The sequence below is a fragment of the Chroococcus sp. FPU101 genome (genome assembly GCF_017312365.1).
Taxonomy (GTDB): domain Bacteria; phylum Cyanobacteriota; class Cyanobacteriia; order Cyanobacteriales; family Microcystaceae; genus Chroococcus.
In genome coordinates, this window is the sequence record NZ_BLJI01000025.1 from 1 (window position 1) to 23,009 (window position 23,009).

Annotated in this window: 23 protein-coding genes; 17 read left to right on the top strand and 6 right to left on the bottom strand. The window is 37.1% G+C overall.

The genetic code is table 11. The features are described from left to right. Positions 1–87 precede the first annotated feature (87 nt). The 5 genes from CFPU101_RS17950 to CFPU101_RS17970 all read left to right on the top strand — a co-directional run bounded on the left by CFPU101_RS17950 (position 88) and on the right by CFPU101_RS17970 (position 6,140). Entirely contained in the window at positions 88–306 is a 219-nt protein-coding gene (locus CFPU101_RS17950) for a Uma2 family endonuclease (protein WP_307730459.1), read from the top strand. A 72-nt stretch (positions 307–378) separates the two neighbouring features. Continuing rightward, positions 379–954: a Uma2 family endonuclease gene (locus tag CFPU101_RS17955; RefSeq protein ID WP_206816767.1), complete on the top strand. Its 576-nt coding sequence runs from the start codon at positions 379–381 to the stop codon at positions 952–954. 86 nt (positions 955–1,040) lie between these two features. Further along, positions 1,041–2,840: a gamma-glutamyltransferase gene (ggt, locus tag CFPU101_RS17960; protein ID WP_206816708.1), complete on the top strand. Its 1,800-nt coding sequence runs from the start codon at positions 1,041–1,043 to the stop codon at positions 2,838–2,840. A gap of 34 nt (positions 2,841–2,874) precedes the next feature. Next, positions 2,875–4,314: a glutamate--tRNA ligase gene (gene gltX / locus CFPU101_RS17965; protein ID WP_206816709.1), complete on the top strand. Its 1,440-nt coding sequence runs from the start codon at positions 2,875–2,877 to the stop codon at positions 4,312–4,314. Between the two features lie 68 nt (positions 4,315–4,382). Further along, positions 4,383–6,140 carry a PmeII family type II restriction endonuclease gene (locus CFPU101_RS17970; protein ID WP_206816710.1) on the top strand — a complete coding sequence of 586 codons (1,758 nt, stop codon included), beginning with the start codon at positions 4,383–4,385 and terminating at the stop codon, positions 6,138–6,140. An 82-nt stretch (positions 6,141–6,222) separates the two neighbouring features. On the opposite strand, the gene CFPU101_RS17975 is transcribed toward CFPU101_RS17970, so the two are convergent. Both CFPU101_RS17975 and CFPU101_RS17980 read right to left on the bottom strand, forming a co-directional pair. Then, the gene (locus tag CFPU101_RS17975; protein ID WP_206816711.1) at positions 6,223–6,789 is read right to left on the bottom strand and encodes a Uma2 family endonuclease; all 567 of its coding nucleotides are present in this window, start codon (positions 6,787–6,789) and stop codon (positions 6,223–6,225) included. 76 nt (positions 6,790–6,865) lie between these two features. Then, entirely contained in the window at positions 6,866–7,432 is a 567-nt protein-coding gene (locus tag CFPU101_RS17980) for a Uma2 family endonuclease (protein ID WP_206816712.1), read from the bottom strand. Between the two features lie 65 nt (positions 7,433–7,497). Between CFPU101_RS17980 and surE the strand changes: the two genes are divergently transcribed. Continuing rightward, positions 7,498–8,175, top strand: a complete 678-nt coding sequence (gene surE / locus CFPU101_RS17985; RefSeq protein WP_206816713.1) for a 5'/3'-nucleotidase SurE — start codon at positions 7,498–7,500, stop codon at positions 8,173–8,175. A gap of 7 nt (positions 8,176–8,182) precedes the next feature. Here the strand turns inward: surE and CFPU101_RS17990 are convergent, their stop codons facing one another. After that, positions 8,183–9,172, bottom strand: a complete 990-nt coding sequence (locus CFPU101_RS17990; protein WP_206816714.1) for a saccharopine dehydrogenase-like oxidoreductase — start codon at positions 9,170–9,172, stop codon at positions 8,183–8,185. Positions 9,173–9,550: 378 nt separating this feature from the next. On the opposite strand from CFPU101_RS17990, the gene CFPU101_RS17995 reads away from it, so the two are divergent. Genes CFPU101_RS17995 through CFPU101_RS18005 form a run of 3 tightly spaced genes read left to right on the top strand, consistent with a single transcriptional unit; the run spans position 9,551 to position 10,635 of the window. Beyond that, positions 9,551–9,766: a DUF2997 domain-containing protein gene (locus CFPU101_RS17995; RefSeq protein ID WP_206816715.1), complete on the top strand. Its 216-nt coding sequence runs from the start codon at positions 9,551–9,553 to the stop codon at positions 9,764–9,766. 48 nt (positions 9,767–9,814) lie between these two features. Further along, positions 9,815–10,201 (top strand): DUF1257 domain-containing protein, encoded by a 387-nt coding sequence (locus CFPU101_RS18000; RefSeq protein ID WP_206816716.1) that lies wholly within the window; start codon positions 9,815–9,817, stop codon positions 10,199–10,201. Then, positions 10,201–10,635, top strand: coding sequence for a ferredoxin (locus CFPU101_RS18005; RefSeq protein ID WP_206816717.1), 435 nt, complete (start codon positions 10,201–10,203; stop codon positions 10,633–10,635). The genes CFPU101_RS18000 and CFPU101_RS18005 overlap by 1 nt, the downstream gene beginning before the upstream one ends. Before the next feature lie 24 nt (positions 10,636–10,659). Here CFPU101_RS18005 and CFPU101_RS18010 read toward each other — a convergent pair whose 3' ends face one another. Beyond that, on the bottom strand, positions 10,660–10,944 hold the full coding sequence (locus CFPU101_RS18010) for a YiaA/YiaB family inner membrane protein (protein WP_206816718.1): 285 nt from the start codon (positions 10,942–10,944) through the stop codon (positions 10,660–10,662). Positions 10,945–11,128: 184 nt separating this feature from the next. Here CFPU101_RS18010 and CFPU101_RS18015 point away from each other — a divergent pair, with 184 nt between their 5' ends. The 8 genes from CFPU101_RS18015 (at position 11,129) to CFPU101_RS18050 (ending at position 19,381) form a co-directional block, all read left to right on the top strand. Next, entirely contained in the window at positions 11,129–12,316 is a 1,188-nt protein-coding gene (locus CFPU101_RS18015; RefSeq protein WP_206816719.1) for a type II CAAX prenyl endopeptidase Rce1 family protein, read from the top strand. Between the two features lie 68 nt (positions 12,317–12,384). After that, positions 12,385–12,744, top strand: a complete 360-nt coding sequence (locus CFPU101_RS18020) for a cupin domain-containing protein (RefSeq protein WP_206816720.1) — start codon at positions 12,385–12,387, stop codon at positions 12,742–12,744. A gap of 182 nt (positions 12,745–12,926) precedes the next feature. Beyond that, the gene (locus tag CFPU101_RS18025) at positions 12,927–14,045 is read left to right on the top strand and encodes a Gfo/Idh/MocA family protein (RefSeq protein WP_206816721.1); all 1,119 of its coding nucleotides are present in this window, start codon (positions 12,927–12,929) and stop codon (positions 14,043–14,045) included. 44 nt (positions 14,046–14,089) lie between these two features. Further along, positions 14,090–15,334 carry a Zn-dependent hydrolase gene (locus CFPU101_RS18030; RefSeq protein ID WP_206816722.1) on the top strand — a complete coding sequence of 415 codons (1,245 nt, stop codon included), beginning with the start codon at positions 14,090–14,092 and terminating at the stop codon, positions 15,332–15,334. Between the two features lie 276 nt (positions 15,335–15,610). Beyond that, positions 15,611–16,594: an alpha-ketoacid dehydrogenase subunit beta gene (locus tag CFPU101_RS18035; RefSeq protein ID WP_206816723.1), complete on the top strand. Its 984-nt coding sequence runs from the start codon at positions 15,611–15,613 to the stop codon at positions 16,592–16,594. A gap of 15 nt (positions 16,595–16,609) precedes the next feature. Beyond that, on the top strand, positions 16,610–18,010 hold the full coding sequence (gene secD / locus CFPU101_RS18040) for a protein translocase subunit SecD (protein ID WP_206816724.1): 1,401 nt from the start codon (positions 16,610–16,612) through the stop codon (positions 18,008–18,010). 5 nt (positions 18,011–18,015) lie between these two features. After that, positions 18,016–18,951, top strand: a complete 936-nt coding sequence (gene secF, locus CFPU101_RS18045) for a protein translocase subunit SecF (protein ID WP_206816768.1) — start codon at positions 18,016–18,018, stop codon at positions 18,949–18,951. Between the two features lie 79 nt (positions 18,952–19,030). Continuing rightward, entirely contained in the window at positions 19,031–19,381 is a 351-nt protein-coding gene (locus tag CFPU101_RS18050) for a zinc ribbon domain-containing protein (RefSeq protein WP_206816725.1), read from the top strand. On the opposite strand, the gene nblS is transcribed toward CFPU101_RS18050, so the two are convergent. Both nblS and purD read right to left on the bottom strand, forming a co-directional pair. After that, on the bottom strand, positions 19,378–21,294 hold the full coding sequence (nblS, locus tag CFPU101_RS18055; protein ID WP_206816769.1) for a two-component system sensor histidine kinase NblS: 1,917 nt from the start codon (positions 21,292–21,294) through the stop codon (positions 19,378–19,380). The two genes, CFPU101_RS18050 and nblS, sit on opposite strands and share 4 nt — an antisense overlap. Positions 21,295–21,488: 194 nt before the next feature. Then, a complete protein-coding gene (gene purD / locus CFPU101_RS18060; protein WP_206816726.1) occupies positions 21,489–22,757 on the bottom strand; it encodes a phosphoribosylamine--glycine ligase in 1,269 nt (422 codons plus the stop codon). Positions 22,758–23,009: the final 252 nt, after the last annotated feature.

Sequence of the window (23,009 nt, forward strand, 5' to 3'; positions counted from 1 at the left end):
GAACTTGATTCTCAACCCGAACGCTTACGCTCCATGACTTATTTTCCTCATTTGAGAATTACAGTCTAATTCGCAACTTAGTATGAGTTGCGTTCTCGTACTGACTCTTTATCTGACCTACAAGAAAAAATGTTAGAGTATCGAGCGAATGGGGTTCGTTTAGGTTTACTAATTAATCCTCAAGCGCAACAAGTCGAGATATATCGAGTCAATCAAGAGGTGGAAATCTTACAATCACCCACACAAATTAATTGTGACGAGGTGTTATCAGGATTTCGGTTAGATTTAAGCAAAATTTGGCAATAATTTACAAATAAATCTTTATAATAGTTAGCAAAATTATCTGAGGATTTTATGACTTTATCAGAATCTTCAATTATTGAACCGATTCGACTAGATTTCAGTACGCTCCATCTTACTGATGAACAATTCTATCAGCTATGTATTGCTAATCCAGAACAACCTTTAGAATTAACGGCACAAGGAGTACTACTCGTCATGTCCCCAGTCGGTGGAGAAAGTGGAAGGTCTGAAGCAGGTTTGATCGCACAGTTATATAATTGGAATAGCCAAACTCAGTTAGGTGAAGTTTTTAGCTCTTCTACGGTGTTTCGTCTTCCGCTAGGTAGTCAACGCTCACCAGATGTTGCGTGGATAAAACTAGAGCGTTGGAATGCACTGACTCCCGAACATCAGCAAAAATTCCCCCCTATTGCACCCGATTTTGTGATTGAGTTGCGTTCTCGTACTGACTCCTTATCTGACCTTCAAGAAAAAATGTTAGAGTATCGTGCGAATGGAGTACGCTTAGGTTTACTGATTAATCCTCAAGCGCAACAAGTCGAGATTTATCGAGTTAATCAAGAAGTGGAAATCTTACAATCACCCACCCAAGTCAATTGTGACGAGGTGTTATCAGGTTTTATCTTGGATTTAAGCCAAATTTGGCAATAATTTTCGTAGTGTGAGTTTTAGGTGTTCATAATCGAATCAATGCTATAGTAATTCATCAATCTTATAAGTTACGGTAAAAGGAAGTGATGAAAATATCTAAGATTTCTAAATATATAACTTTATTCACCAGTTTTTTAATATTTATAACTCTTCTCGATATCATTATTGCAAAAAGTATATATCATCCCCTCATTTATCCTTACAAGTTTTTAAGTTGGTTAATCTCTACTGATTCTACTTCTGCTCAAACCCCTAATAATTCTCCTTCTAAAATGACCGTTTCTACTAAAAATAGAATGGTTGTCACGACACAACATGAAGCGACAAAAGTCGGAATACAAATTCTAAATCAAGGAGGAAATGCGATCGATGCTGCGGTTGCTATTGGTTATGCACTCGCGGTTACTGATCCTTGTTGTGGAAATTTAGGAGGAGGTGGATTTATGCTAATTCGTTTAGCAAATGATAAAGAGACTTTTATCAATTTTCGGGAAAAAGCACCCCTCGCATCGACACCGAATATGTATTTAGATGAACAAGGAAAAGTCGCTACTGACAGAAGTCGAAAAGGTTATTTAGCAGTTGGTGTACCAGGGACAGTAAAAGGATTAGATTACGCTTTAAATCAATATGGTACTTTATCGAGACAACAAGTTATTAAACCGTCAATTCAGTTAGCAGAAAAAGGATTTATCTTAACTGAAGGTGACATTAGAATTTTAAAATTAAACGATAAAAAATTTACAGAACCGAATGTTGCTGCGATTTTTCTTAAAGATGGCAAAAATAGTTATCAAGTTGGCGATTATCTGATTCAAAAAGAATTAGCTAAAACCCTGAAACTAATATCCGAGAAAGGTACAGATGTTTTTTACAATGGAATAATTGCCCAAAAAATTGTCCAAGCAAGTCAAGCAAATCAGGGTATTTTAAGTCTCAAAGATTTTCAGCAATATTCGATTACTGAACAAGAACCTCTACGCTGTAATTATCGCGGTTATGTCGTGATTTCCGCTCCACCCCCAGGAGGAGGAACCACAGTCTGTCAAATGCTGAATATTTTGGAAGGATATAACCTCAAAAAATTAGGTTTTCAGACTCCACAAAGCTTACATTTGATGTTATCGGCGATGTTATATGCTTATAGCGATCGTAATCTTTATTTAGGTGATCCCAAGTTTGTCAATATGCCTTTAAATAGACTTTTAGCCAAAGATTACGCCAAACAAATTAGAACAAAAATCTTACCCAATAAAGCGAGAAACCCTGAAGAACTCTATCAACCAATTCTAAAACCAGAAGGAATGAATACAACTCATTATTCTGTAGTCGATAAAGATGGGAATGCGGTTTCTGTGACCTATACCATTAATTCTAATTTTGGTGCGGCAGTGATGGCAGGTGATACTGGATTTTTGTTAAATAATGAAATGGATGATTTTACCAGTAAAGCTGGGGAAGCAAATCAATTTAGCTTAATGCAAGGAAATCCTAATTTAATTCAACCGCAAAAACAGCCTCTTAGTTCGATGTCTCCCACCATTGTTACAAAAAATGGTCATCTTTTTTTAGTTACGGGGAGTCCAGGAGGTTCAACCATTCCCACGACAATTGTACAGGTGATCACCAATTTAATCGATCATCAAATGAATTTAGAAAAAGCGGTTAATTCATCTCGCATTCATTATCAAGGTTTACCTAATGCTGTTTTAAATGAACCAAATGGGTTAAATGAGACGACGATTCAAAAATTGTTAGAAATGGGATACACCATCAAACCTTTCTACAACTGGGGTGCTGCGGAATCTATTAAAATCGATCCAGAAAAAAAATTAATCTATGGTGTGAACGATCAACGCAAACCAGCAGGACAAGCACTAGATTAGAATATAAGACTGCACTAGAATTAAAGAGGATATCGTGAGCGTTAGAGTTCGTATTGCACCTAGTCCAACGGGAAATTTACACATCGGAACCGCAAGAACAGCCGTTTTTAATTGGTTGTTTGCTCATCATCTGGGCGGTACATTTATACTAAGAATTGAAGATACAGATGTCGAGCGATCGCGTCCTGAGTATACCGATAATATCATGTCGGGTTTACAATGGCTTGGAATTAACTGGGATGAAGGCCCTTTTTACCAAACTCAACGCTTAGATCTCTATCGTCAATATATTCAAACCTTGCTAGAGAAGGGTTTAGCCTATCGTTGCTATTGTACTCCAGATGAACTCGAACAAATGCGGGAAACCCAAAAAGCAAGAGGAGAGGCACCCCGCTACGATAACCGTCATCGAAATTTAAGCACAGAACAAGAGGAAGCGTTGATCTCTGAGGGTCGTATCCCTGTGATTCGTTTTAAAATTGAAGACGATCGCGAAATTGTTTGGCATGATGCAATTCGAGGTCAAGTATCATGGAAAGGCAGTGATCTCGGTGGTGATATGGTGGTTGCACGTGCCGCAGAATTCCAAGATGAAGCGTTTGGACAACCTTTGTATAATTTAGCGGTTGTTGTCGATGATATTGATATGAAGATCACCCATGTTATTCGAGGTGAGGATCATATTGCTAATACGGCTAAACAGATTTTGTTATATGAAGCTTATAGCGCATCTATCCCAGAATTTGCTCATACACCCCTGATTTTGAATCAAGAAGGGCGGAAACTATCTAAAAGAGATGGAGTCACTTCAATTGATGATTTCAAAAAAATGGGTTTTTTACCCGAAGCAATGGCAAATTATATGACTTTGCTAGGATGGACAGCCCCCGACTCGACACAAGAAATCTTTACACTAGAAGAAGCTGCCAAAGTCTTTACCTTAGAACGAGTCAATAAAGCAGGTGCTAAGTTTGATTGGGATAAATTAGACTGGATCAATAGTCAATATCTGCATCATTTAGCACCAGAGAAGTTAGTTGATCTGATTATTCCTTATTTAGAAGAAGCAGGATATCAAGATTTAAGCGCACGTACTTGGTTAGTACAACTCGCTACACTGATTGGCCCCAGTTTAACCCGTCTGACAGATACAGTCAAAGAAAGTCGTTTGCTGTTTGGGGAAACCTTAAACTTTACTGAAGATGCGCTAACTCAACTTAAAACTGCTGGAGTTAAAGAGATTCTGCAAGAGATTTTAGACAAAATTGAAACCGAATTAACCGAAGAAACGGCTAAAGAAATTGTCAATCAAGTCACGAAATCAAAGGGAGTCAAAAAAGGTGTAGTAATGAAATCCCTTCGCGCTGGATTGATGGGAGAATTGCAGGGGCCTGATTTAATGCAATCTTGGGTTTTACTGCATCAAAAAGGTTGGGATAAATTGCGTTTACAGCAATCTTTATCTGCGGTGTAAAATGAGAGGAGTCAAGAGACAATTTTTAGTCTTTTGATTCCTAACTTAATCAGTTTATCTCAATATAAATGAATCAAAGTTCTTGTTTTAACGAAAGAATTATAACTCAGTCGAATCAATGGCATAATCAGATTTTTTTAGATAATTGCTTAACAGTATTACAGCAAATGCCATCCGATTTTGTTAACTTAATCGTTACATCTCCACCCTACGCCGATAGTCGCAAAAAAACATATGGTGGAATCAATCCCGATGATTATGTTACCTGGTTTCTTCCCATATCACAAGAGATTAAAAGAGTTCTAAAAGCTGATGGAACGTTCATTCTTAATATTAAAGAGAAAGCGGTTAATGGAGAACGACACAACTATGTTATAAAACTGATTTTAGAACTACAAAAACAAGGATGGTTCTGGACAGAAGAGTATATTTGGCATAAAAAAAACTGTTATCCAGGAAAATGGCCAAATCGTTTTCGTGATGCTTGGGAAAGATGTTTACAGTTTAACAAGCAAAAGAAATTTAAAATGTATCAAGAGCAAGTTATGGTTCCTATGGGAGATTGGGCAAAATCTCGGTTAAGTAACTTGAGTGAAACTGATAAACAGCGTGATAATTCTAAAGTAGAAAGTGGCTTTGGAAAAAATATTTCAAATTGGTTAGAGCGAACAATGGCTTATCCAACAAATGTTTTACACTTAGCTACAGAATGTAATAATAAAAATCACAGTGCAGCATTTCCTAAAACCTTACCTTCTTGGTTTATTAAATTATTTACTGAACAGAATGATCTAATTCTTGATCCCTTTTTAGGTTCGGGTACAACGTGTATAGCAGCTAAAGAACTAGGAAGAAATTATCTAGGTATTGAAATTAAAGAAGAGTATTATAAAGTAGCCATTAATAATCTTGAAAAAACTTTATTTAATGAACAACTTAATACCATAAAACTGAATAAAAATTTTTTAAATAAAAACTATAATATGAATCAAGAAAATTATCAAATTTATCATGATTATTTAATCAATAATGTTCTAACGCCATTTTATAACAAAAGATTTGAAAAACTCAGTAAGTTAAGGTTGTCTAATGTTCTCGGACGCAAAAATCCTTATTTATTTAAGGCTAAAAATATTGAGTTAGCTGGAGATTTTGTCAAAAGTATTGTTGACGCTTTTTTGTCCTCGCAAGAAGAAACAATCTTTGGTAATTTATTAGAAGGTTTTGCAATTTATATAGCTGAAAAGTTGTATCAAGGTTTTAAATCTGATTTAAACAGTATTGATTTAGAATTTGAAAGAAATGGAAATTATTATATTGTAGGGATTAAATCTGGTACTAACTGGGGTAACTCTGATCAAATTAATAGAATGAAAGATAACTTTAAAAAAGCTAAACAATTGATTAGAATAAAGGGTAACCACAAGGAAATTATTGCTGTAAATGGTTGTATGTACGGGAAAGATGCAAATCCTTTAAAAAAAGATAGAGATCTCGAAAAAGTATACTTTAAATATGCTGGTCAAGATTTTTGGAATTTTCTTTCAGAAGACGATAATCTTTATCAAGAAATTATTGTACCTATCGATCAAGAAGCCCAGAAAAAAGATGCACTTTTTCAACAAACTTATGCAGCTAAAATTAACGAAATGACTCAAGAATTCATGCACGACTTTATGAATAATAATCAGATTGACTGGACTAAACTTGTTGATTATGTTTCTAAAAGAGAAGAAGTAATATTAAATCATTCAACTGAACAGTTATCTTTAGATTTAGATGAAACGTTAGATTTAGCAGATATTCTGGATCTAGAAGAATCTTAAAAAATATTGATGATCTTAAAATTTTATCGCAATTACAGTTTTTCAGAGTTACAGAAAAAAGATAATATAAAAAACTATATATTTAAAAAATCTGTGATAAATCTAAAACTAAATTAGTTAATTCTGGTAAAGTCACAGTCTGATTTGGTAGATAAACAATTTTTTGACGATAATCAAATTGATCTAAAGCTTTCTGATAGGGTTGGCTATAAGTTTCAAGTTGATTGTCGAGTAGATTAAAAATCCAATAGTGTTTAATCCCCGATTCCGCATAAAGAGGTATTTTTACCTTTTGGTCATAAGTTAAAGTAGAATCAGCGATTTCAATGACTAAAAGAATATTTTCGGGTGTCGGATGACCAGAGAGATAATCATCATCTTTGAGTTTAGCAATAGTAAAATCGGGTTCAGGTTCACTATTCGATGATAGACTAATTGGGTCTTGACATCTTAAAACAGCTTGTCCTGTCAATAAACTACTTAAATACTTGTTTAATCTTGTACAACAAACAACATGACGTGTCCCTTTTGCTGCCATTTCAATAATTTCTCCTTGGATTAATTCGACTCGTTCATCTTCACCAAAAAAACCCAAGTCAAAAAGACGGTGAAATTCTAAAACTGAAAAGTATTTTTTAGAGGCCAGCATATTTTTAAGTTTCTAGACTTTAATTTTTATACTAAACTTTTAATGACAATTTTTAAAAGTAACAGAAAAAGAGAATTTAAAAAATCTGTGATAAATCTAAAACTAAATTAGTTAATTCTGGTAAAGTTACTGTTTGATTCGGTAAGTAAACAATTTTTTGACGATAATCAAATTGATCTAAAGCTTTCTGATAGAGTTGGCTATAAGTTTCAAGTTGATTGTCGAGTAAATTAAAAATCCAATAGTGTTTAATTCCCGATTCAGCATAAAGAGGTATTTTCACTTTTTGGTCATAAGTTAAAGTAGAATCAGCAATTTCAATGACTAAAATAATATTTTCGGGTGTAGGATGACCAGAAAGATAATCATCATCTTTTAGTTTAGCAATAGTAAAATCGGGTTCAGGTTCACTATTCGATGATAGACTAATTGGGTCTTGACAACTTAGCACAGCTTGTCCTGCTAATAAACTACTTAAATATTTAATCAATCTTCTACAACAAACAACATGACGTGTACCTTTTGCTGCCATTTTAATGATTTCTCCTTGGATTAATTCGACTCGCTCATCTTCACCAAAAAAACCCAAGTCAAAAAGACGGTGAAATTCTGAAACTGAAAAGTATTTTTTAGAGGCCAGCATATTTTTAAGTTTCTAGACTTTAATTATTATAGTACACTTTTATCATTGACTTTTAACACCTACCCATGACCCTGATTTTAACCAATGATGATGGAATTGATGCACCTGGAATACAAGCATTACAACAAGCAGTAGACGGAACAGGAATTATTGTCGCCCCAACAGGTCAATTTTCAGGTTGTGGACATCAAGTGACAACACATCAACCTTTACGTTTACATTGTCGTTCGTCAACAGAATACGCAGTTGATGGAATGCCCGCAGACTGTACTCGTATTGCCCTAAAACACCTCGTAACGGATGCCGAATGGGTGTTATCGGGAATTAATGCGGGTGGTAATTTAGGGGTAGATGTTTATATTTCTGGAACGGTCGCAGCAGTCAGGGAAGCAACAATGTTAGGAGTTCGGGGTATTGCTGTTTCTCATTGGATAAAACGGCCGTTAGTAATAGACTGGGATTGGGCGAGTTACTGGACTGCTAAAGTATTACAAGATTTATTCACTCGTCCGTTACCCATTAATTGTTTTTGGAATGTGAATTTACCCCATTTGGAACCCGGTTCACCAGACCCAAAAATTGTATTTTGTGAACCGAGTACCCAACCTTTACCCGTTAATTATCGCGTTGAAGGGGATTTATTTTATTACTATGGAGAATACAGCAAACGCCCCAGAAAAGAAGGCACAGATGTTGATGTCTGTTTTTCTGGAAATATTGCAGTAACTCAGATTTCTTTGTAATGACGGGTTAGCGAACAAATTGGGGCATAATCTCCGCAGAAGTGAATAAACCATGTATTCCACGTCGATGTAATGCTATCCCTGCTTTTAGATAACCAAATGCTGGCCCGCAAACATTAGCTGCCATACTGGTTTCATCACCTAATGTAAACGTATGAGTGGAAATCTTACCCTCAAATGTACGCCCTGTGATTTGAACGTTTGTACTAATTGGTTTTTTGGGATTACGGGTATCAACAACACCACCAACTGTTACTCTATCTCTAGAACAAATTCCTGCTAGTTCTAAAATAATATCGTCTGCGTGTTCCATATTTTCTAGGGTTAGGATGCCGTTGGTTTTATCAAGAAACGCTTCTACTTCTGTATCACTCATTTTGCTGGCAGTTTCCACATCAAAACCAGGTAAATGGGCAATATCTTCTCGAATGGTAGCGCGGTATGCTTCCCAGTTGGCAATACCCACACCAAAGGTAATTTTAACTTGATGTATTTCAGTATAACTTTGAGATGCGATCGCGGAGGCTGCTGTTAAAAGTCCTGGGGTTGCACCACATCCTGTCAGATAAGTAATTCCCGCTTTGGCTAAATGGTCTTTAATTTCTAATAATTGTTCTACAGCACTGGTTCGCTTGAGAGCATCGACTAATACACCTCGCCATCCCGACTGAATAAACTGTTTAGCAACCTCAGCCATGAAAGTATTTGGTAAATTGGGTAAAGCGAGAAAATATCCGTCTACGTTAGCTTTTTCGATTAATTCTGCAATACTATTTTGGCTTAATGTTCCGTGAGGTTCCAAATATCCGACCGAACCCTGTTGATGATAGGCTGTGATGATGCGCTCTTTATCTAAACCCTCTTCATGATAAATATAGCCTTGTTTATCGGCTGCGGCGACTAGAAGCATTTCTTGTTTGGCTGATAAAATTCTTGCTGCGGCTTGTCCTAATCCACCAAAGCCCAAGACACCAATAGAAATCGCACTTTGATTCATATGTTTACTTTACAACCAAAACCAATGGACGATCTTTAATTATCCTGCTTCCTCGTCGCTACGTCATTAGTTTTGTTCAATAAAATATTTTAAAAATCGTATCTATAGACAATTAGCTATGGTTTAAGCGATTAAGCCCACAACTTCTGTATATTTTTATTACATTTGGCACAGAAAAAAATTTTAGCCCTTGACTACGTTAGTAAAGTTAAGCGAAACTTACAAACAACTAAAGTAAGATACTCAGACAATGTAAACTTTTGCTAAAATTTAACACATATTGTCAAGCTTGCTTACGATTGTTAGCTAGTTTAGATTTTAGTAATTTCTTTGAGTCATCTTTTGCTGATCAAGATTAAACGGGACTGTGAACTAACTATGAATATGGAAACTTTAGAATTTGTCATTTATCCTGATGGTCGTGTCAAAGAAAAGGTTACAGGCATAGTAGGCGCATCTTGTCAAGAGGTCACGGCGGCAATAGAAGCACAACTTGGTACAGTTATTTCACAAGAGAAAAGCTCAGAATATTACAATCAAACGATTAGCCAATCTACGCAAGTCGCTAATCAAGCGTCTTTCAGCGATTGGTAATTTTGAACGCAAGATTATTGTTATTTCTTTAAATCTATCTAGAGGACTATGTCACACTTTAGCAACATCAAAACCCAAATCCGTAATGTCACTTCTCTTAAATCTGCTTTAACCGAAATGGGGATAGCGTGGAAAGAAGGCCCAACAAACGTTAGAGGATACCAAGGACAAACCCGTACTGCCGAAGTAGTAGTCGAACAAAAAAATGACTATGATATCGGTTTTAGTTGGAACGGTCATGAATATGAATTAGTTGCTGATTTACAATATTGGCAACAACCTTTAACAGTTGAAGGATTTTTAAGAAAAGTCTCTCAAGGTTATGCTTACCAAACCATTTTGAGCGAAACTGCTAAACAAGGTTTTCAAGTAAGCGAACAAAAAGTCAACGAAGATGGTTCAATTTGCTTAGTTGTCCAACGTTGGAGTGCCTAATGGCTGATTTTGAATTATCCCCCAACCGCTCAGGTTTTGAACCAGAGTTAGGGGGAGTTTTTAGAAATGAACCTGAACGAACAGGGTTTGAACCCGAATTAGGGGGAATTTTACGACAAAAAGGCGTATATGTGGATGAGGCTACCTGTATTGGTTGTAAACATTGCGCTCATGTTTCCCCTAATACTTTTTATATTGAGTCAGATAATGGACGTTCACGAGTCTTTAATCAAGATGGAGACTCAGAAGATAGAATACAAGAAGCGATCGATACTTGTCCAGTAGATTGTATTCACTGGGTCGATTATACTAATTTAAAAGAATTAGAAGAAGCCAGAAAGCATATAGTAATCAGAAATTTGGCTTATCCGCAAGGAAAGACTGATGCAATCCATCAAAAACTCAAAAAACAGCAGTTTAATTCCGATTTTTAAATGTAGGAGTATTTTTAAAATTTCCTACAAATTAAAATTATTGTGTTCGGCTAAAATCTTTTCGACTTTCGCGTCATCGAGTCGAGTTGTTAATTTTTTCGCTTCGTATGTATCCCGTTGCGTTTTCGTTAAACTTATCGTTGAACCAACTGTAAACACCAAACCCATTCCCATATAACCTTTAACCCAATTATCGACGGGAAGATAAAGTATACCGATACTGGTAGCACCAACGGAAAGAATAAAAGCTAACCAAGTTTGAACTATCCAAGCTTGTGAATGGTCTTGGTGAAGTCCGTGTTTATTCATTTGATGTGATTTGCCGAATAATTTATCTTATTTCTTTATATAAAATTCGCCTGCCAAGTGTCACTCCAAGATGTGCCAGTTGAGTGATTGGATTTTTGGCTGATGATTTGGGCATATTAAATTTGGAACGTAAAAGGATTAATCAGTCAGTTCTTTTACCAAACTTCTACATAATAAAATTAATATGCAACAAGGTCTTAACTTAATCGTTGTTGGTTTGTGTGTTCAATATATTCCTTTAGTTATTTTAGGAATGAATCAAGATTATATCTCATTAAATTTATCACTATCTATTTCTATTTCAGTGTTACTAACGCTTTTGCTTGGATATTATCTTCTGATTCGAGGATGTCGCAGATATTGCAGAGGTAAAGGTTATTCGTCTCGCTGGGGTTGGTTAGGTTTACTAAATGTATTTATTCTACCGTTTTTCATTCTTTTAAATAATAAAAATGACAATCCCAGCACAACAAAAGATTTAGAGATAGATAAATTTAATAAAATCAATTATTTAGAAATTATCTTAGCTCTTTTATCCATTGGGTTATCGATGGCTTATATCTTTAGTTCAACCGCTTATTTAGCAGTCGATAAACAAGATTATAATGACCTTATTAAGAATTTAACTTTTGCCAACTTTATGATATTGATTGTTGTCTTTTGCTTTTTATTTTTTTTAATTAGATATATTGATAATGCTAACTTAAATTGGAAATATATAACAGGATTAGACAATTCAATCAATTATCAGATTATATTAACATTAGCTTTTTTTAGTTATCTCTTTTTAAGAGGATTCATTCGATTATTATTTTATTATTTATCATTAATCTTTCCTGACTATGTGGAAAATTATCTTAATGACAATCTTTATGACAATGTATCAAGTCAAATTTTATATGCTCTGGCATCATTTATATTAATTTTTATATTGGAAATAATTTTTAATACAATTGTTTTACATAAAATTTCAATTAAAAAAGGAATTATCACGGGCTTGCTCATTTCATCTCTAATTTGTTCATTATTATGGGTGACAAATTTTGCAGCCCATTTCGTGATGAGAGTTATAGTAGGAATCTTATATTTAAAGACAAAAAATTTAATGACTCCTATCGTGTTTAGCTGTTTAATCACATTGTTTGATTATATTTATAACTTTTTCTTTAATTTAAAAAGTGATCCGACCGACTTTATTAGTATAAGTGAATATCACAAAATAGCAGAAGCATCATTAGGTTACAGATTTTTAATGCTTGCGATCTCTTTACCCTATCTCATTTACTTTATTTACAAAAACTGGCCGACTCAGAATCAGATGTTACCCTATTTTGCCAATCAGCAGAAAGAGCTTAATTCATTTAATAATTAAGAAATATTTGGCGACCCCAACAAGGTAAAATGCAAACGGACTGGAAACACATTTAATTTATTAAAACCATGTTCGTCAAAAATCTGAAAGACTGTGAAGAATTTTTAGCAGGTGATAGTACCCAACTCAGAGAATTACTCCATCCTGATAAACAACCTTTAGAACTACGCTATAGTTTAGCTCATGCCGTATTACCTGTAGACGAAACTTCCTTACCCCATTCTCTAACCACCTCAGAAGTTTATTACATCCTGAGTGGGAAAGGAGAAATGCACATCAACGATGAAACACAAATAGTCATACCTGGGGATGCAGTTTATATTCCCCCAAATGCCAGACAATATATTCATAGCTGTGGCGACGAATCACTCGTTTTTATCTGTATTGTTGACCCAGCGTGGCGAAAAGAGGACGAAACCGTTTATTAATGACAATCTTCCTATAGTTTCAGTTCCTCCACTTATGCCACTTGCTAAAGCGTCACTAGAAATTATCTTTAAAGTTAATATTTCAGGTACTCTTATATTGTGTGAGGAGTGAGAAGAAAGCAAAGTCCTTGAGGTCGAAACACGGCAAGACTCTCAAGGGCTTTTCCATTTAACTTAAAATCATGAATATGGATAAAATAGGCGTTGCAGTCATTGGTACAGGGTTCGGACAACAAATCCATTTACCGGGGTTTGCTCATCATCATCGAACAGAAGTCGTCGCTATCCATAACAGAGATTTAGCCAAAGCAAAAACCATCGCCTCAACTCATCATATTCCCTACGCATCTAATCAACTCGATGAGATTCTCGCTTTAGATGAAGTCCATGGGGTTAGTATCTCTACTCCTCCCTTTTTACACTACGAGATGGGAAAAAAGGCACTTGAAGCAGGAAAACACATTCTATTAGAAAAACCGATGAATCTCAATGCGAGTGAAACCAAAGCGTTATATCATCTCGCGCAAGAAAAAAATTTAATCGTTACCCCTGATTTTGAATTCCGTTTCATTCCTGCATGGCAACTTCTAGCCGAATATTTAGCACAAGATTATGTCGGCAAAATACGCCTCATTAAAATAGATTGGATGGTAGCGAGTCGAGCAAATCCCGATCGCGCTTGGAATTGGTATTCTAGAAAAGATATGGGGGGTGGTGTACTTGGTGCCGTCGGTTCCCATGCTTTTGATTATATTTATTGGTTATTCGGTTCTGTAAAGCGTCTGTGTGGATATTTAAGCTGTGCGATTCCCCAAAGACCTGATCCAAATGACGCTCATCGTTTGAAGCCTGTAGACGCAGATGATAGCTGTCTGGTGATGCTTGAATTAGCCGATGGTACCCCCTGTCAAATGACTCTCAGTTCAGTTACCTATAATGGTCGGGGACATTGGTTAGAAATCTATGGCGAAAAGGGAACTCTAATTTTAGGCAGTTCTAATCTAAAAGATTATGTACATGGATTTCGCCTGATGGGCGCACAGAAAGACGAAACTTTACAAGAAATTGAAATCCCAAAACGTTTAGATTTTCCCCAAGTCTTTCCCGATGGACGTTTAGCACCTTTTATTCGTGTGGTAAATCGTTGGGTAGAATCGATCGATAGCCATCAGTCTCTTACACCATCTTTACGAGAAGGGGTTTACTCACAGCTTTTGATGGATCTCACTGATCAGTCCCATGAGCGTCGTTGTTGGGTGGATGTTCCAGATTTAGATACGTTTTTAACTGATACAAGATAGAATGTATACAATTTTATTTCGACACAGTAACAAAGTTTATATTAATGGTTAGTAGTCTAGTTAAACCTTTATCGGTCAATAGCGATCGCTTAAATCAAAGTATTGAAGATTTAGCCAAAATCGGACATCTTTCTCATGGTGGAGTCTGTCGGATTGCTTTTACTCCCGAAGACATTACCGCACGCAATCTCGTACAGCATTGGATGATTGAAGCCAGAATGACTGTCAGAATTGATGCAGCAGGGAATATAATCGGGACTTATGCAGGAAAAGATCCCCAAGCAGGAGCATTATCGACAGGCTCTCACATTGATACTGTTCCGACAGGGGGTCGTTATGATGGAGCATACGGGGTTTTAGCGGGTATAGAAGTCGTTAGAGTCTTACAAGAAGCCAATCTTCGTTTAAATCATCCCATTGAAGTGATTGTATTTGCCGATGAAGAAAGTACGATGATCGGTTCTAAAGCAATGGTCGGTAAAATTGTTAATAATTCAGAATATTATACTCATTTCAATGGCACCGATATTCAAACCTGTTTAAAGTATGTCGGTGGAAATTGGGAAAAAATCGAGCAAGCACAACGTACTAAACAAGAAATGGCCGCATTTGTTGAATTACACGTAGAACAAGGCCCCGTTTTAGAAACATTGGGTAAACAAATCGGCGTAGTACAGGGAATTGTCGGACAAAGACGCTATGTTATTAATATTACAGGGCGTGCGAGTCATGCAGGTTCAACCCCAATGAATATGCGTCAAGATGCGCTCGTTGCTGCTTCAGAAATTGTTTTAGCGGTTAATCGTATTGGTAACACATCGGGTCAACAAGTCGCAACAGTGGGTAAACTGCAAGTCACACCGAATGCACCGAATGTTATCCCTGGTGAAGTGGAGATGAGTTTAGATATTCGAGATTTGTCTAATGAGCATTTAGATCATTTAATGGCAGAATTGATAGAGAATATCAAAGCGATCGCAACTCGAACTCAGATCGAAATTAAGCTAGAACCTTGTCTCCGTAACGAACCCGCACCCGCAGCACTCCAAATCCAAAATACGATCGCTCAAGTGTGTGAAGACTTAGGATTAAGTTATACTTATTTACCAAGTCGTGCCAGTCATGATGCTCAAGAAATGATCAATCTAACCGATATGGGAATGATTTTTGTTCCGAGTATTGGAGGGATTAGCCATTCTCAGACCGAGTATACATCACCAGAACAGTGTGTTGCAGGTGCTAATGTGTTACTACAGACATTTCTACGACTCGATCAACACTATTCCTAATAGCGAGATGTTTTTCTATTAACTGAATCCTGTTAACGGGATTGAAACAATTGAAAAGTAATATATAGCTGTCTGATTTGTTCTTACTTTACAAATTAACAAGTTTTAAAAACTTTTTTGATAAAGAAAATTATTGATGACAAGTACATAGCTGACCAGTGTCATGATAGCAAAAAGCAAGAGAACGATCGCACATCTTCCGTCAACATAGCTCAGATCTTGACTAACAAAGGTACAATAGATTCTTTAGTAATGTGATGTATAGCTTGGGAATGTATGGCAGAAGTATTATTATTCAATGCGTTACGGCAAGCCATTGATGAAGAAATGGGACGTGATGAAACAGTATTCGTACTTGGTGAAGATGTGGGACACTATGGCGGTTCCTACAAAGTAACCAAAGATTTATACAAAAAATATGGTGAACTGCGGGTTTTAGATACTCCCATTGCTGAAAACAGTTTTACAGGTATGGCAGTTGGTGCCGCGATGACGGGTTTACGCCCTATCATTGAAGGGATGAATATGGGTTTTTTATTACTCGCCTTTAACCAAATTGCCAATAATGCAGGGATGCTACGTTATACTTCTGGTGGTAATTTTAAGATTCCGATGGTGATTCGCGGGCCCGGTGGAGTCGGAAGACAGTTAGGTGCAGAACACTCTCAACGTTTAGAAGCTTATTTTCATGCGGTTCCAGGTCTAAAAATTGTTGCTTGTTCAACTCCTTATAACGCAAAAGGACTTCTCAAAGCAGCTATTCGTGATGATAACCCCGTTCTCTTTTTTGAACACGTTTTACTCTACAACTTAAAAGAAAATATTCCCGATGGTGAGTATATTGTTCCTTTGGATAAAGCAGAAATTGTGAAAAAAGGAAAAGATGTTACCATTCTGACCTATTCACGGATGCGTCACCACTGTATCCAAGCTCTTAAAGACTTAGAAAAACAAGGTTATGATGCCGAAATTATTGATTTAATTTCCCTCAAACCCTTTGATATGGAAACCATTAGCGCATCGGTTCGTAAAACTCATAAAGTGATTATCGTCGAAGAATGTATGAAAACGGCGGGAATTGCGTCAGAATTAATTGCACTGATTAACGAACAATTATTCGATGAATTAGATGCCCCTGTTATTCGTCTTTCGTCACAGGATATCCCCACGCCTTACAATGGAACATTAGAGAGGTTAACGATTGTTCAACCCAATCAAATTGTAGAAGCGGTTGAAAAAATCATGACCTTGCGAGTGTAAAAGGAATTTTTTAAGATGCAACGACAACAGTGGTTACTCGCGCTGATTATTGGGTTAGTGATAGCAGCGATCGTCATTCTAATTAAGCTACCATTACAATTGGGGCTAGACCTTCGTGGTGGCGCACAACTTACAATTCAAGTCAAACCAACCGCAGAGGTGACAACCATCCGCCCTGAAGATTTGACAGCCGTTAAAACCGTTATCGAAAATCGGGTTAATGCGTTGGGTGTTTCTGAACCTTTAGTACAAACCGTCGGCGGTGATAAAGTTTTAGTACAATTACCTGGTGTGACTGACCCCGAACAAGCAGAACGAGTTCTTGGGGGTACTGCCCAGTTAGAGTTCAGACAACAAAAACAAGGAACTGAAGGGCAATTTACGGCTGAGTATACCATTCAGCGTCAGATGGAACTAGAACTAGAACAACTTCGGAAGAATCAGAGTGACCCCAATAATCAAAAGCGCATTGCTGAACTACAAGAGTCGTTGAAAAAGTCTAATGAAGCTATTTTAAATTTATTCGATCCCATTGGCTTAACGGGAAAAAATCTTAAAAATGCTGTTCCGAGTCCGACACAAGGCACTAATTGGGATGTTGCTTTACGTTTTGACTCTGATGGTGGTAATAAATTTGCTGAACTAACCAAAAATCTCGCGGGGACAGGACGTTCTTTAGGAATTTTCTTAGATAATAGTCTGATTAGCGCGCCTGTTGTCGGGCCAGAATTTGCGGCTACGGGAATTACGGGGGGAAGTGCTGTTATTACAGGAAATTTCACGGCAGAAACCGCTAATGATTTAGCGGTACAACTAAGAGGCGGTTCGTTACCTTTCCCTGTCGAAGTCGCAGAAAACCGTACTGTAGGCGCAACATTAGGTCAAGATAGCATCCGTAGAAGTATTTATGCGGGTGTATCTGGGTTAGCGTTGGTTTTGGTGTTTATGGCGATTTATTACCGCTTACCTGGTTTTATTGCAGATATATCCTTAATCATCTATGCTTTGCTGTGTCTAGCCTGTTTTGCTCTCGTGGGTGTGACCATGACTTTACCTGGTATTGCTGGATTTATTCTCAGTATTGGGATGGCGGTCGATGCAAATGTACTGATTTTTGAACGGACGAGAGAAGAACTAAAAGCAGGTAAAAGCTTATATCGAGCCGTGGAATCGGGTTTTTATCGAGCATTTTCCAGTATTTTAGATGGTAACGTCACTACATTAATTGCGTGTGCAGTGCTGTTTTGGTTAGGTTCGGGTTTAGTCAAAGGGTTCGCTTTAACGTTAGGAATTGGGATTTTAGTGAGTATGTTTACTGCGATTACTTGTAGTCGAACCTTTTTATTGTTGACTGTACTCAATCTACCTGGACTACGCCAAAAACCTGAACTTTTTTCACCAAATTTTAAGGGGTAACGATGATGAAATTTAGTGTAACTAAACAGCGTTCTTTTTGGTGGATAATTTCAGGTGTAGCCATCCTTGCTAGTCTAGTGGCAATGATTATTTCTTATAGCACTATTAAAGCCCCTCTACGTCCTAATTTAGATTTTGTGGGTGGAACTCGCTTACAACTTGAACTTGCTTGTGCGGCACAAAATAATTGTTCAAAACCTTTAACAACGGATGAAGTACAAAATATATTAAGCGAACAAGGATTAGGTAATAGTAGCGTTCAGATTATCGATAACTATAGCCTATCGATTCGGACACAAACTTTGGATGTCGAACAACGTACAAGATTACAAACAGCTTTAAATGAAAGAATTGGTCAATTTGACCCCGAAACGATTCAAATTGATACAGTCGGGCCAACAGTGGGACGGGAATTATTTAGGTCGGGTTTACTGGCTTTAGTTTTGTCCTTTTTTGGGATTATTGTCTATCTCAGTTTTCGTTTTCAATTCGATTACGCTTTTTTTGCTATTGTGGCTTTGTTCCATGATGTTTTGATTACGGCGGGGGTCTTTTCAATCTTAGGTTTAATGGCTAATGTTGAAGTGGATAGTTTATTTTTGGTTTCCCTCTTGACAATTATCGGTTTTTCTGTTAATGATACGGTAGTTATTTACGATCGCGTTCGGGAAAATTTCGCCTTAACACCAGATTTGTCGGTGAGTGAAATTGTCGATAATGCGGTCAATCAAACTTTGGGACGTTCGATTAATACAACTTTAACGGCTTTGCTTCCTCTATTTGCGATTTTCTTATTCGGGGGTACTACTTTAAAATTCTTTGCCCTAGCCTTAATTATTGGTTTTGCTGCGGGGGCGTATTCGAGTATATTTATTGCGAGTACGCTACTAGCTTGGTGGCGAGAACGTCAACAGAAAACACAGGTGGTAAAAGAGATGTAGAGAGGTGCTTTGGGTTTGGAGACCTAACGCCTACAGGGTTTTAATTTAGAATAAAAATAGTCATTACGATGTTTAGATAATGTCTACCTGTCCTCGTTGTCGGCAAACTATCGATACACAAGCCATTAAATGTCCCCACTGTGGCAACATATTAAAAGCATATGGTCATCCTGGAATGACATTACATCAAGCGACTCAAGAAGCGTATTTATGTGAAAGTTGTACTTATCATGAGGATGATACTTGTACTTTTCCCCAGCGTCCTTTTGCTCAAAGTTGTATTTTATATCAAAATAAATTACAAAAACCCGAACAACCGATTACATTACCACTGACTCGAAAAATTAAAAACTGGTGCTATCGTAATCGCGGCTTAATTTTTTTGACTCTAATTTTATTCCTCGGTCTAATTTGGGCGGTTATAAACTAAATAAATACATTAGATTGATTCAAACTATGAGTCTCTGAGGGATTCATTGCATCTTGGAATAAATCTAAATCAAACCAAAAAGTAGTCCCCACACCAACTTCGCTAATTAAATGAATTTTGCTAGAGTGTTTATCAATAATATTTTTCACAATCGATAAACCTAAACCCGTACCCTCTAAAGTATGGACTCGGTTTTCAACGCGATAAAAACGGTCAAAAATCGCCTCTTGGTCTTCTGTATCAATTCCAATACCTGTATCTGATACTTCAACCCTAATTTTGTTCGTCTCAGTCTGATGAGATTTTAGCTTAATCAAGTAAGCTCGTAAAACAACTTTTCCACCCGATTGAGTAAATTTAAGGGCGTTTCCTATTAAATTCGTGATAACTTGTAATAACAAGTCATAATGACCTAAAATCTGCGGTAAATTGGCTTCAACCTCGTAACTTAACTCTAATCCTTTATCTTTGGCATTTAACTGATAGGTTCTCAGGGTTTGTTCGATAATTTGAACCATATCAACCGCATCTAATTGATAGATTTTACTCGATTCAAGACGAGATAAATCTAAAACATCATTTACCAGTCGTGTCAATCTATCCGTTTCATTATTAGCCGTTTCTAAAAATTCCCTGCGTTCCGTTTCCGTCAAATCTTCACCAAATTCGGAGAGCGTTTCAATAAAAGATTTGATATTAAACAACGGCGTTCTTAATTCATGGGACACATTACTGATAAAATGGCTTTTCGCTTCATTTAATTCGACTTCTCGTGTAATATCTTGAACCGTCATTGCAATACCTTTCACGGTTTCTCGATATTGGTCAAAAACTTGTATTAAGAGAATTCGTAAACTCTTACGAAACGGAGAACTTAGACTAATTCGCAATTCGACGGGCAAAGGTTGAAGTTCCTCACCATCGTGTGAAGATTCCTCATCGCTGATATCAATTGTTTCACCGACAGCCATTTTCGTCAAAAGTTGGCTTAATTTCGTAGTTAATTCGCGTGGGAAGTGATGTAAAACGTTTTGTCCGATAATATCCGAATTTAACCAATCGAATAAGCGACGAGCCGCAGGATTGACTAATAGTAAATTTAGATTAGTATCTAATAGAATCGCTCCATCAGCAATCGTTGAAACCAGCGTTTCTAATTTAGCTTTTTCTGAGGTTAATTCTTCGATGTTTTGTTCTTCGTAACTTTCTAGGCGTTGCGCCATATCATTGAAACTATAGATTAATTCCCCTAATTCTCCACCTAGAGGTAAATCAATCCGTTGTTTGAAATTTCCTGCGGCAATATTTTTGACCCCAACAGACAATTCTTTAATCGGTTTAGTAATGGTTAGTGCGTTAAAAACTGCTCCTAATATTACCATCGCCCAAATCGAAATAAAAACAGCGATCGTCACATCACGCGTTAAATTAGAAGAAGCGACTACCGTAGCATTAGGATTAATCCCAACGGCTAAAACCCCTAAATTTTTTCCTTCATGATTGAGAGGGACAAAAACATCTGTAACCTCGCCATCGGGGGTTTTATGCTGGCGAATTAGAGGTAAGTCAGTATTTTGGGCATAATTTTCGGGTAATTGAATGCTACGCTCAATTGATAAAGAATTCTGAACGGCGGCCTCTGAATAAGGAATCCCAAAATAGACTTTACCATCTACATCAGCATACATCAGATAGCGAACACTAGAAGTACTGCGATAAAAACGACTCGAAAAGCGTGCCACCTCCGTTAAATTATCTTCGGCAACCAAAGGGGCAGTATTTGCCGCCAGCAACAACCCTAAATCACTACCAAACCGTGTATCATTCAGGCGAGCATCTAACTGAATCGTATTAACCGCCCAAAACGTTAAGCCACTCATTACCAAAGAGACAACCAGAGTAGCTGCAGCCATTAACTTGGTTTGCAGTGGAAATTCAAGCCACCAACGGCTAATTGCTTCTCGAATCGTTTTTAACAGAGTTAGCACAGTCTCCCAGTGTTTTTAATCGATATTTAGAGAATCAGTTTAAGAATCAAGACTATCTTAACCTAGAACTCCTCTTTTTGTAACGATTTGTTTAGATTATTAATTTTGTCTTGACATTGCTAAACCTTAGCAAGAACGCGATGTCCGATATCATGACGATAGTACATCCCCTCAAATTGAATTAAATTAACTGCTTGATAAGCTTTTTCTATCGCTGCATCAAAGCTTTTAGCCATAGCAGTTACACCTAGGACTCGTCCGCCATCCGTTAGAATCTGATCATCTTTAAGAATCGTTGCGGCATGGAACACGCGAACATCTTCGGATTCTGCTTGAGCAATACCTTTAATCACCTTACCTTTCTCAGATTCATCGGGATAGCCTGCTGAGGAAAGAACAACACAAACTGAAACCTCGTCTTTCCAAGCAATATCGGGAAATTCTCCTAAACGCTGTTCTAAGCAAGCTAGAATTAGTTCGGCTAAAGATGTATCCAAAAGCGGTAAGATAGCTTGTGTTTCAGGATCACCAAAACGACAATTATACTCTAATACTTTTAGAGATCCTGATGAGGTAATCATCAAACCGACATAAATAATACCCCGATAATCAATCCCTCGATTTTTTAAGCCTTGTAAAGTAGGTTCAAGAACTTCTTGTTGAATGCGTTCCATCAATTCGGGTGTGGCTAAAGGAGAAGGGGAATAAGCACCCATTCCGCCCGTATTTTTTCCTGTATCTCCGTCACCGATTCGTTTATGATCTTGAGCCGGAAGTAAAGGACGAATCGTCATACCATCCGTCAATGCTAAGACCGAAAGTTCCTCACCTTCTAAATAATCTTCAATGAGTAGTTTTGTAAAACCACTTGCAAATAAATCATCAATCGCTTGTTTAGCTTCAGCTTGAGTTTGAGCAACAATTACCCCTTTACCTGCTGCGAGTCCATCGGCTTTAATCACAATGGGAGCTTCTTTATCTTGGAGATAGGAGTAGGCTGATTCTGCATCTGTAAAATTACTGGAATGAGCCGCAGGGATATTAGCATCATACATTAAACTTTTAGCCCAAGATTTACTCGCTTCGAGTTGTGCGGCAAGTTTATTGGGGCCAAACACTCTGATATCTTGCTCTTGTAGATAGTCTGTAATTCCCAATGATAGCGGTAATTCAGGCCCGACAACCACTAAATCAATTTGCTGCTCTTTTGCAACACGGGCAATTCCTTCAAAATGATCAACCGCTAAGGATACATTCTGACATCTTTCTAGAGTCGCCGTTCCTGCATTCCCTGGAATACAGAATACTTGAGTAACTCTCGACGATTGTAATAATTTGTAGGCGAGAGCGTGTTCCCTGCCTCCGCTACCGATAACAATAACTTTCACAGTTTTTTTGACTCCAGCGATTAAGATCTCTATCTTTACATTCTGAGTAATAATCATTCAAGAATAGATAATATTCCCAGATAGTTTAAGAATCTCTGACCTGCGGCCTATCATACTGAAAATTTAGGGTAATTTTCTAGTACCTTTGAGTCTAAATTGAATAGACTGAGCGATAGATTTGGGTGGATTATCGTCTTAGGCTAGAACCCAGATAGAATAGTAAAAGTAGTCACTATCTGACCCGTCTAGGAG

What these genes read in the sequence shown, in the direction of transcription:
- ggt (WP_206816708.1), top strand. Translation starts at nt 1,041, where the DNA reads ATGAAAATATCTAAGATTTCTAAATATATAACTTTATTCACCAGTTTT.
- CFPU101_RS17970 (WP_206816710.1), top strand. Translation starts at nt 4,383, where the DNA reads ATGAATCAAAGTTCTTGTTTTAACGAAAGAATTATAACTCAGTCGAAT.
- CFPU101_RS17975 (WP_206816711.1), bottom strand. Translation starts at nt 6,789, where the DNA reads ATGCTGGCCTCTAAAAAATACTTTTCAGTTTTAGAATTTCACCGTCTT.
- CFPU101_RS17980 (WP_206816712.1), bottom strand. Translation starts at nt 7,432, where the DNA reads ATGCTGGCCTCTAAAAAATACTTTTCAGTTTCAGAATTTCACCGTCTT.
- surE (WP_206816713.1), top strand. Translation starts at nt 7,498, where the DNA reads ATGACCCTGATTTTAACCAATGATGATGGAATTGATGCACCTGGAATA.
- CFPU101_RS17990 (WP_206816714.1), bottom strand. Translation starts at nt 9,172, where the DNA reads ATGAATCAAAGTGCGATTTCTATTGGTGTCTTGGGCTTTGGTGGATTA.
- CFPU101_RS17995 (WP_206816715.1), top strand. Translation starts at nt 9,551, where the DNA reads ATGAATATGGAAACTTTAGAATTTGTCATTTATCCTGATGGTCGTGTC.
- CFPU101_RS18000 (WP_206816716.1), top strand. Translation starts at nt 9,815, where the DNA reads ATGTCACACTTTAGCAACATCAAAACCCAAATCCGTAATGTCACTTCT.
- CFPU101_RS18005 (WP_206816717.1), top strand. Translation starts at nt 10,201, where the DNA reads ATGGCTGATTTTGAATTATCCCCCAACCGCTCAGGTTTTGAACCAGAG.
- CFPU101_RS18010 (WP_206816718.1), bottom strand. Translation starts at nt 10,944, where the DNA reads ATGAATAAACACGGACTTCACCAAGACCATTCACAAGCTTGGATAGTT.
- CFPU101_RS18015 (WP_206816719.1), top strand. Translation starts at nt 11,129, where the DNA reads ATGCAACAAGGTCTTAACTTAATCGTTGTTGGTTTGTGTGTTCAATAT.
- CFPU101_RS18020 (WP_206816720.1), top strand. Translation starts at nt 12,385, where the DNA reads ATGTTCGTCAAAAATCTGAAAGACTGTGAAGAATTTTTAGCAGGTGAT.
- CFPU101_RS18025 (WP_206816721.1), top strand. Translation starts at nt 12,927, where the DNA reads ATGAATATGGATAAAATAGGCGTTGCAGTCATTGGTACAGGGTTCGGA.
- CFPU101_RS18030 (WP_206816722.1), top strand. Translation starts at nt 14,090, where the DNA reads ATGGTTAGTAGTCTAGTTAAACCTTTATCGGTCAATAGCGATCGCTTA.
- CFPU101_RS18035 (WP_206816723.1), top strand. Translation starts at nt 15,611, where the DNA reads ATGGCAGAAGTATTATTATTCAATGCGTTACGGCAAGCCATTGATGAA.
- secD (WP_206816724.1), top strand. Translation starts at nt 16,610, where the DNA reads ATGCAACGACAACAGTGGTTACTCGCGCTGATTATTGGGTTAGTGATA.
- secF (WP_206816768.1), top strand. Translation starts at nt 18,016, where the DNA reads ATGAAATTTAGTGTAACTAAACAGCGTTCTTTTTGGTGGATAATTTCA.
- CFPU101_RS18050 (WP_206816725.1), top strand. Translation starts at nt 19,031, where the DNA reads ATGTCTACCTGTCCTCGTTGTCGGCAAACTATCGATACACAAGCCATT.
- nblS (WP_206816769.1), bottom strand. Translation starts at nt 21,294, where the DNA reads ATGGCTGCAGCTACTCTGGTTGTCTCTTTGGTAATGAGTGGCTTAACG.